Origin of the sequence: Mycolicibacter terrae, assembly GCF_010727125.1 — a bacterium.
Taxonomy (GTDB): domain Bacteria; phylum Actinomycetota; class Actinomycetes; order Mycobacteriales; family Mycobacteriaceae; genus Mycobacterium; species Mycobacterium terrae.
Map to the genome: position 1 here is coordinate 2,105,684 of NZ_AP022564.1, position 12,971 is coordinate 2,118,654.

11 protein-coding genes and 1 pseudogene are annotated in these 12,971 nt (G+C 65.9%); 3 read left to right on the plus strand and 9 right to left on the minus strand.

Going from position 1 to position 12,971, the window contains the following annotated elements; all coding sequences use genetic code 11:
- Positions 1–22 precede the first annotated feature (22 nt).
- A complete protein-coding gene (gene hrpA, locus G6N23_RS10210) occupies positions 23–3,952 on the plus strand; it encodes an ATP-dependent RNA helicase HrpA (RefSeq protein WP_085259354.1) in 3,930 nt (1,309 codons plus the stop codon).
- On the opposite strand, the gene G6N23_RS10215 is transcribed toward hrpA, so the two are convergent.
- The 3 genes from G6N23_RS10215 to G6N23_RS10225 all read right to left on the minus strand — a co-directional run bounded on the left by G6N23_RS10215 (position 3,949) and on the right by G6N23_RS10225 (position 7,604).
- On the minus strand, positions 3,949–4,917 hold the full coding sequence (locus tag G6N23_RS10215) for an acyl-ACP desaturase (protein WP_085259355.1): 969 nt from the start codon (positions 4,915–4,917) through the stop codon (positions 3,949–3,951). The two genes, hrpA and G6N23_RS10215, sit on opposite strands and share 4 nt — an antisense overlap.
- 1,299 nt (positions 4,918–6,216) lie before the next feature.
- Entirely contained in the window at positions 6,217–6,756 is a 540-nt protein-coding gene (locus G6N23_RS10220; protein ID WP_173675019.1) for a nitroreductase/quinone reductase family protein, read from the minus strand.
- A gap of 29 nt (positions 6,757–6,785) precedes the next feature.
- The gene (locus G6N23_RS10225) at positions 6,786–7,604 is read right to left on the minus strand and encodes a maleylpyruvate isomerase N-terminal domain-containing protein (protein WP_085259485.1); all 819 of its coding nucleotides are present in this window, start codon (positions 7,602–7,604) and stop codon (positions 6,786–6,788) included.
- A gap of 60 nt (positions 7,605–7,664) precedes the next feature.
- Between G6N23_RS10225 and G6N23_RS10230 the strand changes: the two genes are divergently transcribed.
- Positions 7,665–8,288 carry a PadR family transcriptional regulator gene (locus G6N23_RS10230; protein ID WP_085259486.1) on the plus strand — a complete coding sequence of 208 codons (624 nt, stop codon included), beginning with the start codon at positions 7,665–7,667 and terminating at the stop codon, positions 8,286–8,288.
- A 290-nt stretch (positions 8,289–8,578) separates the two neighbouring features.
- Here the strand turns inward: G6N23_RS10230 and G6N23_RS21440 are convergent, their stop codons facing one another.
- From G6N23_RS21440 to G6N23_RS10245, 5 genes and pseudogenes are all read right to left on the minus strand, one after another.
- On the minus strand, positions 8,579–8,725 hold the full coding sequence (locus tag G6N23_RS21440) for a hypothetical protein (RefSeq protein WP_095173870.1): 147 nt from the start codon (positions 8,723–8,725) through the stop codon (positions 8,579–8,581).
- 49 nt (positions 8,726–8,774) lie between these two features.
- Positions 8,775–9,697, minus strand: a pseudogene (locus G6N23_RS10235) (aromatic alcohol reductase).
- A 289-nt stretch (positions 9,698–9,986) separates the two neighbouring features.
- Positions 9,987–10,118: a hypothetical protein gene (locus G6N23_RS22385; RefSeq protein WP_264069064.1), complete on the minus strand. Its 132-nt coding sequence runs from the start codon at positions 10,116–10,118 to the stop codon at positions 9,987–9,989.
- 68 nt (positions 10,119–10,186) lie between these two features.
- A complete protein-coding gene (locus G6N23_RS10240; RefSeq protein WP_085259358.1) occupies positions 10,187–11,131 on the minus strand; it encodes an SDR family oxidoreductase in 945 nt (314 codons plus the stop codon).
- 45 nt (positions 11,132–11,176) lie between these two features.
- The gene (locus G6N23_RS10245; RefSeq protein ID WP_085259359.1) at positions 11,177–11,794 is read right to left on the minus strand and encodes an NADPH-dependent F420 reductase; all 618 of its coding nucleotides are present in this window, start codon (positions 11,792–11,794) and stop codon (positions 11,177–11,179) included.
- A 98-nt stretch (positions 11,795–11,892) separates the two neighbouring features.
- Here G6N23_RS10245 and G6N23_RS10250 point away from each other — a divergent pair, with 98 nt between their 5' ends.
- Entirely contained in the window at positions 11,893–12,375 is a 483-nt protein-coding gene (locus G6N23_RS10250) for a MarR family winged helix-turn-helix transcriptional regulator (protein ID WP_085259360.1), read from the plus strand.
- Between the two features lie 20 nt (positions 12,376–12,395).
- Here the strand turns inward: G6N23_RS10250 and G6N23_RS10255 are convergent, their stop codons facing one another.
- Positions 12,396–12,758 carry an ArsR/SmtB family transcription factor gene (locus tag G6N23_RS10255; protein ID WP_085259361.1) on the minus strand — a complete coding sequence of 121 codons (363 nt, stop codon included), beginning with the start codon at positions 12,756–12,758 and terminating at the stop codon, positions 12,396–12,398.
- Between the last annotated feature and the right edge of the window lie 213 nt (positions 12,759–12,971).

The following is a 12,971-nucleotide window of genomic DNA, read 5'->3' on the forward strand; positions in this document are numbered from 1 at the left end:
GCCCGCCGCTATCCTCGACGGAGTGCCCGAGCCCTCTGCTGCAGATCTGCGCGGCCGGCTCGACGGCCTGACCATCCGCGACGCCGTGCATTTCGGCAGGCGCCTCAAACACCTCCGCAGCGCCCAGCCGGAGAAGCTGCGGGAACTCGCCGACAGGATCACCGCCGCAGAAGCGGTCGTTGCGGCGCGACGAGCCGCCGTGCCGGCGATCAGCTATCCCGAACTGCCGGTCAGCGATCGGCGCGCCGAGATCGCCGAGGCGATCCGGGCACATCAGGTAGTGGTGGTGGCCGGGGCGACCGGGTCGGGCAAGACGACTCAGCTGCCCAAGATCTGTCTCGAGCTCGGCCGGGGGATCCGCGGCACCATCGGACACACGCAGCCGCGCCGGCTCGCCGCCCGCACGGTCGCTGCGCGCATCGCCGACGAGTTGTCGGTTCCACTCGGCGACGTCGTCGGCTATGCCGTGCGGTTCACCGACCGGGTCAGCGACCGCACGTGCGTCAAGCTGATGACCGACGGCATTCTGCTCGCCGAGATCCAGCGCGACCGGCGGCTGCTGCGCTACGACACCTTGATTCTCGACGAGGCCCACGAACGCAGCCTCAACATCGACTTCCTGCTCGGCTACCTGCGGGAGCTGCTGCCGCGGCGCCCCGATCTGAAGGTGATCGTCACCTCGGCGACCATCGAGCCGCAGCGTTTCGCCGCGCACTTCGGAGGGGCTCCGATCATCGAGGTGTCCGGGCGCACCTATCCGGTGGAAATCCGTTACCGCCCACTGGAAGTCGCGGTCCCGGCGAGCGCCGCCGATGATCCCGACGATCCCGACCGGGAGATCGTGCGTACCGAGATGCGTGACGAGATCGAGGCGATCGTCGACGCGATCGGTGAGCTGCAGGCCGAGCCGCCGGGCGATGTTCTGGTGTTCCTGTCCGGTGAGCGTGAGATTCGGGATACCGCTGAGGCCCTCAACGGGCTGCGCCTGGGCGTCACCTCCCTCGAGGTGTTGCCGCTGTACGCCCGGCTGCCGACCGCCGAACAGCAGAAGGTGTTCGCGCGGCGCCCCGCATCGAATCTCACCCGGCGGGTGGTGCTGGCGACGAACGTGGCCGAGACGTCGCTGACCGTGCCCGGCATCCGCTATGTCATCGACCCGGGCAACGCCCGGATCTCGCGCTACAGCAGGCGACTGAAGGTGCAGCGGCTGCCGATCGAACCGATCTCGCAGGCGTCGGCCGCCCAACGTGCCGGCCGCTGCGGGCGCACCGCTCCGGGTGTGTGCATCCGGTTGTACTCGCAAGCCGACTTCGAGGCCCGACCGGCCTACACCGACCCCGAAGTGCTGCGCACCAATCTGGCCGCGGTGCTGCTGCAGATGGCGGCGCTGCGGCTTGGTGAGGTGACGGACTTCCCGTTCCTGGATCCCCCGGATGCGCGCAGCGTGCGCGACGGGGTGGCGCTGCTGATCGAACTCGGGGCGTTCGACGCCCAGGGGCAGATCACCGATCTGGGTCGCCGGCTGGCCCGGTTGCCCGTCGACCCGCGGCTGGGCCGGATGATCCTGGCCGCCGACGACGAGGGCTGCCTGCGCGAGCTGTTGGTGCTGGCGGCGGCGCTGACGATTCCCGACCCGCGGGAACGTCCCACCGACCGTGAGGAGGCCGCCCGGGCCAAGCATGCCCGCTTCGCCGATGACGAGTCGGACTTCATGTCCTACCTCAACCTGTGGCGCTATCTCTCCGATCAGCGGAAATCGTTGAGCGGCAGTGCGTTCCGACGCATGTGCCGCGACGAGTTTCTGCACTATCTGCGGATCCGGGAGTGGCAGGATCTGGTGGGGCAGCTGCGTAGCATCGCCCGCGATCTGGGCCTGCGCGAGTCCGGGGTCGACGTCGGGGAACCGGCCGGCCGGAATCGCGTGCATGCGGCCCTGTTGGCCGGTTTGCTCTCGCACATCGGGATGCGCCACGTGGACGGGCGCGACTACCTCGGGGCGCGCAACTCCCGATTCGTACTGGCGCCCGGATCGGTGCTGGCCAAGAAGCCACCGCGCTGGGTGGTGGTGGCCGAGCTGGTCGAGACCAGCCGCTTGTATGGCCGCACCGCGGCGCGTATCCAGCCCGAAGTCGTCGAGCGGGTGGCGGGGGAGTTGGTGCAGCGCAGCTACAGCGAACCGCACTGGGACGCCCAGCGCGGCGAGGTGCTGGCTTATGAGCGGGTGACGCTGTACGGCCTGCCGCTGGTGGCACGCCGCCGGGTCGGCTACGCCCGGATCGAACCGGACCTGGCCCGGGAGATGTTCGTCCGGCACGCGCTGGTGGAGGGCGACTGGCAGGGCCGCCACGGCTTCCTGGCCGACAATGCGCGGCTGCGGGCCGAACTCGAGGCGTTGCAGGACCGGGCCCGCCGCCGCGACCTGATCGTCGATGACGACGATCTCTACGCCTGGTATGACGCCCGGATTCCGGCCGATATCGTCTCCGCTCGGCATTTCGACGGCTGGTGGCGCAAGCAACGGCATAAGACACCGGATCTGTTGACCTTCACCCGTGCTGATCTGCTGCGCGCCGATGACGCCGTCGTCGCCGCCGGACGGCCCGACACTTGGCAGACCGGTGATGCGGCGCTGCCACTGACCTACCGGTTCGAGCCCGACGCCGCCGATGACGGTGTCACCGTGCATGTGCCGATCGATGTGCTGGCCCGCCTCGGCGGTGACGCGTTCAGCTGGCAGGTGCCGGCGCTGCGCGAGGAGTTGGTGACCGCGCTGATCCGCTCACTGCCCAAGGATCTGCGCCGAAATTTCGTGCCCGCCCCGGACACCGCCCGCGCGGTGCTGCCCGCGCTGAACCCCGACGACGGGTCGCTGTTGGCGGCGCTGCAATGCGAATTGCGCCGCCGCACCGGCGTCGAGGTACCCGTCGAGGCGTTCGATCTGGCTACGCTGCCGGCGCATCTGCGGGTGACGTTCACCGTGGAGGCCGCCGACGGCTCGGAGTTGGCCCGCGGCGACGATCTGCCGGCATTGCAGGAGCGATTCGCCGCATCGGCCCGTGATGCGGTGGCCGGTGTGGTTGCCGGCGATCTGGAACGAACCGGGCTGCGTGACTGGCCCGAGGATCTCGACGAGGTGCCGCGTGTGGTCGAGCATGTCGTCGGCGGGCGGGTGGTCCGCGGACATCCCGCCTTCGTCGACACCGGCGCCGCCGCCGACCTACGCGTGTTCGCCACCGCGGCCGAACAGTCCGCAGCTATGGCGGCAGGTACCCGGCGGCTGCTGCGCTGCAGTATTGCATCGCCGATCAAAGTGGTTGAACGGCAATTGGATACACGTGTCCGGTTGACGCTGAAGGCGAATCCGGACGGCTCACTCGCGGCGCTGCTGGAGGACTGCGCCGACGCCGCGATGGATGTGCTGGCGGGCGGCCCGGTGTTCACGCGCGAGGCGTTCACCGCGCTGCGCGCCGCGGCGGGCAAAGACCTGGTGGCCGCGACGCTGGACATCGTGGCCCGGGTGGAGAAGCTGCTCGCCGCTGCCCGTGACGTCGAGCTGTTGTTGCCCGCCCAGCCACCAGCTGCCCATCAAGACGCCATCGCCGACATCCGCGACCAGCTGGCGCGGTTGTTGGCGCCCGGTTTCGTCACCACCGCCGGGCGAGCGCGCCTGTCCGATATCACCCGCTACCTGGCCGCGATCCGTCGGCGCCTGGAGCAGCTACCGCACGGCATCACCGCCGACCGGCAGCGGATGGCCCAGGTGCATGCCGTGCAGGAGGCCTACGACGAGCTGTTGGTGGCGCTGCCCGCCACCCGGCGCGCGGCCGCTGATGTTCGCGACATCGGTTGGCAGATCGAGGAACTGCGAGTCAGCCTGTGGGCTCAGCAGCTCGGCACTGCGCGTCCGGTCAGCGAGAGGCGGATATACCGGGCGATCGATGCCGTCGGTTAAACGGCTTCGACTTCCGCTTTGAGCGCGTCGCGGGCGAAACGACGGTCGCGCTGCTCCTCGAACCTGATCACTTGGCGCTCAAGGTTTTCCAGATACGCTGCGAGATGTTCCCGGCGTTGCTCGCCCTGGGCGGTGAAATCATTGCGCTCGAAGATCCGCCACTTGCGCAGAACCGGCCTCACCACCTCGTCGAGATGCTGTCGGGGGTCGTAGATCCCGTGCTTGGCCATCAGCACCCCGTTGCGACGAAAGTTCGGCATGCCCTGGCCGGGCATCCGGAAGTGCTCTACGACGTTGGCCACCGCCTCCAGGGCCTGGTCGGGTACGAGATCCAACGCTGCACCGCACACGTTGCGGTAGAAGATCATGTGCAGATTCTCATCAGCGGCAACGCGTTGCAGCATGCGGTCTGCGATCGGGTCGTTGCACACCTTGCCGGTGTTGCGGTGGCTGACGCGGGTGGCGAGCTCTTGGAACGTCACGTAGGCGACCGACAGGAGGAAGTCGGTTCGGTGCCGTGCCTCCTCCTCGGCAGTGGCCGTGAACCCGTTGGTCACATGCAGCATCCGCGCCTGCTCCAGTGCCACCGGGTCGATCCCGCGGGTGACGACGAGATAGTCGCGGATCACGATGCCGTGCCGGTTTTCCTCGGCGGTCCATCGGCCCACCCATGCCGCCCAGGCGCCGTCGCCGGAGAAGTACTTAGCCGCCTGACGGTGGTATGAGGGCAAGTTGTCTTCGGTGAGCAGGTTGGTGATCATCGCCGCCTTCGCGACGTCACTGAGCTTCGACTGCTCCGGTGACCAGTCGCTCCCGCCGGTGCGCGCGAAATCGCGGCCGTGATCCCAGGGCACGTAGTCGTGGGGATTCCACTCGACGGCCGCCGCTTCGTGCCGTGTCACATTGGCGGCGGCAACCGGTTCCAGCTCGCCAAGTATCTCCAGGTCGGTCAACTGCCTCGACATCGCATCCCTCTCCACTGCTCTCGGGACGCCCCCCGCTCCCGAGCAGCCTAGCCTGCCGCACCGTCCACGCCGTCGCCGACTGACCGGTTGGGCGAACTCACAGGCAGAACTATGTTGGGACACACCGGTGAAATCATCACCTCACGTGACCTATCGCGGTAGCGCGGCTGAGCCGCTCATTTGCGCGTTGTCACGAATAGTGCTGCACCCCAAATAGATTCGTCACCGTGACGAATTGACCTGGGCCGAGGGGGAGAGTGCCCCGGCGGCCGCGTGGCGGTACTGGATACGGGTCGGCCCAACAAAAGCCGGACTCGGGTACGGCGATCGCGCGGGGGATTGCCGCGGATCGTGATTGCGGCGCCTCGGCGTTGGGTAGTGCTAGTAGATCGGCCTCCAGATCGGGGGTTTGGCACTCGAGGGAGGTCTCGATGGGTACGTTCGTTCTTCGCCTAGCATTCGCCGTGGCGGTGGCGTTAGCGCCTGCGGTGTATTCGACAGCGGTAGCGCCGGGTGTGGGGTCAGCTCAGCCACCTGATTGCGGTCCGGGCAACTGGTGGAATCCGGGAGCCAATGCCTGCCAGCCCACGGCGCCGCCAAATTGCGGTCCGGGCAACTGGTGGAATCCGGGAGTCAATGCCTGCCAGCCGGTGACGCCGCCGTCCCCGCAAAACTAAGCCGACGGGCCCAAGGGGCCTCAGAAGCGCAACATCGGAGCGAATACGGCTGCGCCAGAACCGAAGTCGCCTTACTCGCCGGCCAGCCTCATTACGTCACTGTGACGTATTGCCCGGCGGAACGGGGAGTGAGGAGAGTGCTTCGGTGTGGGATCCAGCACGGGTACGCGCGGCCCAGCGATGGCGGCGAGTACCCGGCCGCGAGTGGCCGAGCAGGCGCCGCAGGGCTAGTGCGGCTTGTGCCGGTGCCGCCGCGCCAGCTTGCCAGACGGGTGATGCTTTGGCATGACAGAATTTTCCAACTGGGTCCGCCGGTAAGCGACGACGCTTGATGCAACCGCACGACCTTCGCCGGCCCAGCTCACCCGTATGCCGATAACCTACATTATGTCGGGTAAACTACCGCATATTGCAACAGATGAATCAATCGCTCCTCCGCCTTACCGCTGCGGTGCGCAGTCTGGCCGGGAGGGAAAAGTGCTTTGGAACAGCGGATTTGGTGTGGCCTCCCCTCGTGGCTGAACTGCTCGGCTATAGCTACCAAGTTACCCAACGCCACGCCGAACTCGCCGCCCAACCATGGTCGCGATACGTCACGTAACGATTTGCAGCACAACTTTTTTCACGTCGCAGCATCGACCGGCTCAAAGACAATTACGTGACGCGTACCGCTTCGCTGAAGGTAGGTGTCGTGCGCAGGCCACGTCTGGTTGAGCCTTGGCATATTGTGCGCGACCTCTTCCTCTGTGGCCGGGCGGGCAAGATAGTTTCTAGTGGCGCCGTTGATCTCGATGCGTGCCTTGGGGTCGGCGAGCAGGTTTCTTGGCCAACTGGATGCTGCCTCTAGCCCGAAGTTCTCGCACACAGCGACGAGATTCTTGCCGTCGCGGACAAAGAACAGTGGAACGGTCCGCTCTTTGCCGCTTCGTCTGCCTCGCGTCGTGAGCAACATTGTTGGCATGTGGGGGCCACCCAGCGACAGTCGGCCACGGCTCGCACGGATCAAGGCCCGGTCGACTCGTGAACCAGCGTGTTTCATCAACACGGAGAACCAGTGATAGTGGCCGACGTGCCGCATTACACGTAGATACAGCTGATACAGGTCATCGGTCATCGCGCCTATGCGCGATCCCGATTCGGCGTGATCGTCGCGCGTCGCCATCAATCTGTCCTTTCTCACGATGCACCCGGCTAAACAGGCTCGAAGCAAGATTGCAGCTTCAGCGCCTTCCACGGCCGTCCTCCCCCGACGATGCGTAGACCCTGGAGCGCGGCAGTGAACGGTCCGATGCGTTGGATTAGCAGCCTGATCATCGTTGACGCCGGCACCTTTACAACAGCGTCCGGCCGGTCGCCCGGACGGCGCGGGCGCGATTCCGCGATGCCGTCATGGACATGCACGACGTAGGGTCGAGCGTCGGGGATCTGCAGAGCGACGCAGATGTCGGTCGTGGGGTCCACCGTCCCACTGATGTATGCGGGCGCGACCTCTAGCCCCTCGCGAAGCAGGAGCAACATGTCGCGCTCCCGAATCTCCCAGGGCACACCGACCGATCGCGCAATGTCCTCTCCGTGCAAGATCAAGTCGAAGAGCCAATTGATCTGCACGACTACTCCAGAAACCACGGCACCACAATGAAACTCAGCCGCGTAGTCATCGGGCAGGCCGTCAAAGAACGCGTCCATCACCGGTTCGAGCGCCGAGAGTTGGTCAAGCAACTGCGGAATTGGCGCCATTGCCGCCAACATCTCTTCGTGGTTGATCTGATCGAGCTCGCGTGGGTAGCGGGCACGGCGGAAGTCCCGCCCCTCGGCGATCGCCTGATAGCGGCGCGCGACACAGAGCACATGGGCGATGACCTGATGAACCGTCCAATCCAACCCTCGTCGCCGAGCCTGGGGATCCGCGGAGCGAGCCAACCGATAGAACCGTTGCCGCGCCTCATCGATGCGTTCCCGCAGTTCGTCCCTGGTGGTGTCGACGAGTGTCACACATCCGGTGTCGTTCATCTGCACCTCCGTACTCCAGTGTGGAGCTTAAGTTACTCCATAATGGAGTATTGTCAAGGGATGACCTCGCAGCCGACCACCACATCGTTCGCGCTCCTGGGTCTGTTGGGCGTCAAGCCGTGGACCGCCTACGAAATCGTGGCGCAGATCAAACGCGGCATGCACTTCTTCTGGCCGCGATCGGATGCCCATCTGTACGCGGAGCTCAAGCGCCTAGTCGAACGTGGACACGCCACCGCCGAGGTTGTCGACGGCCGTAGAAAACAAGCCACGCGCTACACCATCACACCGGAAGGCCGCGCGGCGCTTAAGGAGTGGTTCGGCAGCGAACCAGCGGCGCCGCTGCTCGAAGTCGAGGGGTTCCTCAGGCTGTTCCTCGGCGACCAGGCCACCAAAGAGGAGCTTCGCGCGGCCCTGGAAGCGACCGCGCGCCACGCTCGCGAATTGCATACCAAGGGCACAACGCTCATCGAAGAACTGCTCGACACGGGCGGCCCGTTCCCGCACCGGCTTCACCTCATCGAACGTCAGTCCACGTTCATTGGCGACTTTTACCGCCACCTCATCGAATGGTGCGAACAGTCAATAACCGAGATCGAGGAATGGCCAGACACCCGCGACGTCGGCCTAACGCCGAGGGGACGTGCTCAGTGGGAGCGGATACTCGCTGAACCCAAGCCCTAGACCGTCGCGCGATCGCCGCTCCCGACACCGGGTTCTCTCGTCGATCCTGCCAACCGGCCCCACCACGTGGGTAGCCAACCCGGGTGAATACGACGGAATCGAATATGCGGCTTTACCGGTAGATTACTGCATGTTGCAACAGGTGAATCAATATCAGTCCCCTTTGTCGCTGCCGGTCACTACTCCGGCTCGTCGCAGCATCCAACCGTCATCGACGACGCAGCGAGCCAGCCGCAGGCGACCGGTTTCAGACAAAGGGGTATTACGGTGAACCACGAAGACCAGTACAACTAACCGTCCTTGTCGTCGTCGCGGTGCGCGGCCTCGATCACCTCAGGCGGTACCGGCTTCCGCAACCACGCCCGCATCCGCAAGAGCCCGCTGGCCGCCGTCCCGGCGGCGAGCAAGGCAGCGATGCTCCAGAGCGTGATCGACATGCTGCAATTCTCCCCCTGTTCGGGGCGCCATGAGGCAGAACCTCCAGCTCTATTCTGTTGCGCTGAGGTATTTGCGCGCCCACTCCTCGGCGGTGGTAGTCGGGATGCCGCGGATGGCATTGAACGTACCGGCTTTTGGCCACGCGACGCCCCTGCCCAGAGCGAACACCGCCCGGTATTTGCGCAGACTGTCACCGGGGTTTCGTTCGAGCTCATCGAGTAGGTGCGCGACGGTCCATTCATTACGGATGACCTGAGCTCCCCTGGTCCGCTCGAGGATATCGGCAAGCTCGCGGTAGGTGATCGTGTCGCCGGCGACATAGACGACCTGATTGGCGATAGGTGGCTGGGTCTGGATGATCTCCGCGGTCAGTACGCCGATGTCCTCCGCAGTGGTAACGGTGACTTCGGTATCCCAACTGCCCAGCGCGTTAACGGTATTGGTGGTGAGGTCAACGACACCGAAGTCGGGTTCGAACAGGAAGCTGACAAACATGCCGGTGGACACGATCACCCATTCGGTGGTGCTCTGGGCGCGTAGCATGTCGCGAACGTCGAGTTGTTCGTCGAACAGGTCTTGGGGACTGCCGCGTCCGATCGCGTCGTAGTCGCGCCGAACTGCCACGGCAAGTAGCGGGGAACTCCCGCCGCCAGCGCGGCTTCGGTGATCTTGCGTTGGGTTCCCGAACCCGCCGCGAATCCGATGCAGCTCACCACTGTGTGGAACTGCGCCAGCATCGTCGCCAGCTCGGCCACCGTCGCCGTCGCCACGTCAGCTTCCGCGATTCCGGCACCGCGGGCCATGATCTCATTGCGCAACTGGGCATGCCGGGGCGTGTCCGACGGTCGCAGCAGCACCGTCACCGCCGGTGCGTCGTCCCGTTGGGACAGCGCGGCGACAACGGCGCCGCCGAGTTCACCGGCGCCGATGACGAGTACCTCTCCGCGATGTGATGGTTGCTTTGACGTCATGATCTCTCCGCGGGTTGTTCCTTGCTTTTGGGAGGGTTCGCGTCGCAGTTGACGAACGTGAACGACCGCGACAACAACCCCGTGCTGCGCGGCATTCCCGGCCGCCTTGGGTCAGGCGCCCCGGGGCACTCCCCCGACGCAGGCCGGCAGCGGACGCCAGATTATGGACATCTCGCCGACCTCGCCGTCCGCATCGAGCCGGGCATAGAAGAATCCGTTGACTGCGGCGTCTCCGATTCGCAGCCGGTAAAGCGCGGCGCTGCAGGTCCCACCGCTGAGGGCTCCCCCGTTAACTGTCGTCGTCGGCCAGTCCGTCGCTGGTCTCGATGGCCTGCAAGGCGGCCTCGCGACCTCTGATCGGCTCATCGCTGAACGGGCTGTACAGCATCACAGCCGCGTCGAGCAGACGGGTGAGGGCCACCGTGTCGCGACGTGGGGCGAAGGTGGTCCTCGCTACTCCCTGTGGCAGGTCGGCTCTCTGGTCAGGGCTCAGGCCGTCAGCCGGCCGGAGAAGTAATTGCCGTTGTCCAGATCGGCGAGCAGGCCGGGCTGAGCGGGTTCCCAGTCGAGGGTCTGGCGCGTGATGAGATTGGAGGCCGGCAGGGACAACGCGACCAGATTCGCGTAGAACCCGAAGTGTCCCGGCAGCATCAGCACGTCCGCGGGAATGCTCACGGTGGGCAGGCCCAGGCGGATGGCGATGGCCTCGGCGATCTCGCGGAACCGGATGCCCCCGTCCTCGATCGCGTGCCAACATCTGCCGGCCGGCCCCTTCTCCAGCGCCAGGCGGAACACGGCGGCTGCATCGCGGACATGCACAGCGCCCCAGAGGTTTTCGCCGTCGCCGGGGTAGCCGGCGAAGCCCTTTTCCTTCGCAAGCGCGATGAGCCCCGGGAGGAAGCCGGCTTGATCGGTTGTGCTGTGTGCGATGGTGGGAAGCCGCACGATTGACGCCCGCACTCCCCGCTCGGCGAGGCCGATGACGGCGTCTTCCACGGCGTTACGGAACCGCAGGGTGCCTTTGTGCTCATCGCCGCTGGGAAGGGCCGGGTCTTCCTCGGTGACCGGTCGGCCCAAGTATCCGGGCGAGGCCATACTGCCCGCGGCGACCAGTGGCTTTCCGGTTCCCGCGAGTGCCTCGCCGTACGCGAGTATGACCGGGAGTTCTGCGGCGGTCACGGCGTCGATCCCTCCGGAGGCAAGCAGGTCTTGCCGGTGCGCGACGTGGATGACGCCGTCGGAGTCCGCCGCCGCCGCTTTGAGCCCGTCGAGATCCTGAATGTCGCCGCGGCGCACCGTAGCGCCGAGCGCGGACAACGCCGCCGCGGCCGTGTCCGACCGGGCCAGGCCGGTGACCTCGTGCCCGGCGGCGATGAGCTCGGGGATGATGTGGGAACCGGAATGGCCGGTCCCGCCGACAACGAGAACGCGCATTGCTACTGCCCTTCTGGGATAGGTGAACGGGGGGTGCGGGTGCGCTCAGCTGAGCAAGCTGACCCCGAGGAAGAAGTTGGTGTGCTTGACGGAGTGGGCAAGAAGGCCCATCTGCAGTAGAGCCGCGTTCTCCAGAGCCCGTGCCATGGGCAGCTGCCCGGTGTCCAGCGAGCGCAGTCCCAGGCTCTCGATGAACGCCGACACCCGCCCCTTTGCCGCCGCGTCGTCTCCGGCGATGAACACATCGGCTGGACTATCGGCGAGAACGTTGGCGAACAGGGTGTTGAACGCCTTGACGACGTGTGTACCCGCGGGGGCCACTTTGGCGATCTCCTCCGCGGCGGAACTGCCCTCGGGGGTGACGAGGCCGGTGAAATCGGAGGTCATCGGGTTGGTGATGTCGATGATGACCTTTCCGCGCAGGGCATCTCCGTACTCGCTGACCACCACCGCCGCGCTGGCGTACGGCACGGCGAGGATGACGATCTCCCCGACTGGGGCGATGCCGGGCGTCCCGACGGCGGCGCCGCCGACCGCGGCGGCCAACTCCTTGGCTTTGGTCTGGTCGCGGCCGATGACCTCGACCGCGTTGCCGCCGGCGACCGCCCGGTGGGCCAAGGCGCTCGCCATGCTCCCCAGGCCGATGATGCTGATGCTGTTCATGACATGTCCCGTCGTGGTTGACGATCAATATTGTTGATATCTCAACCATATGCAGAGAATGGATGATACGTCAACCAAGTGGGGTAACATAGAAGCCGATGGAACCGAACTGGCTGAACCCTCGCGAGGACCGCGCCTGGCGTGCCTTCCTGCACGCGCCGCATCGGCTCGCCGTGCACCTGAACCGGTGTCTACAGGGATCCGGCCTGTCCGGGGCCGACTACGAGATCCTCGCGGTGCTCTCGGCGCACGATGGGGGCCGCATGGCCGCCCGCGCCCTGTCCAACGCGCTGAGCTGGGAGAAGAGCCGTCTCTCCCACCAGCTGCGGCGTATGCAGAAGGACGGGCTGATCAGCCGCGAACCCAATCCCGACGACGCACGCAGCATCATGGTCTGCCTGCTCAAGGCGGGCCGTGCCGCCATCGAGAAGGCGGCACCCGGGCACGTCGAGGACGTCCGCCGGAACTTCATCGAGCTGTTTTCCCCCGCCGAGCTCGACATGCTCGCCACCCTCAATGAACGAGTCCTGCACCACCTGGCCGCAAGCCACGACTCCCCCGCCGAGGACGAGCCCGCTTAAAGCTGACCCGGCCCAGGATTTCAGCCGGCAGACCGGGGGCGATCGGTCCGGCCGAGGCGCAGGTGCTCGGTGTGGTAGATGGCTTCGTCGAGTAGCTGGGCAACGTGGTTGTCATAGAGGCTGTAGACGATGCTGCGGCCGTTCCGCACGCCGGTGACCAGGCCGAGGTTGCGCAGCAATCGCAACTGATGCGAGACCGCCGAGTGCTCCATGCCGACCGCATCCGCCAGTTCGGCTACCGGGAGTGGGCTTTGCCGCAGCGTAGTCAGGATCAGTAGCCGACTCGGGGTGGCCAGCGCCTGCAACGTGGTTGCTATCTGCGTGGCCGACTCGACATCGAGTTTGCCTGCCGAGCGGGTCCGGCCCTCAACCCCGTGGCCCATAGCCGACAGCCTAACTCATCTAGGCATATATGAAGACCTCTTCATATGTTCTGGTACGGTGGGCCCGGTAAGCCAACCGCACCCCCGGAGATGACCCCATGTCACACACCCCGACCTGCGACCAGGAAAACCCAGGTCACACCCACGAGCAGGGTCCTGTCGAGCACGAGCACACCCACGCTCACGCCGACGGGACCGTCCACGCTCACCCGC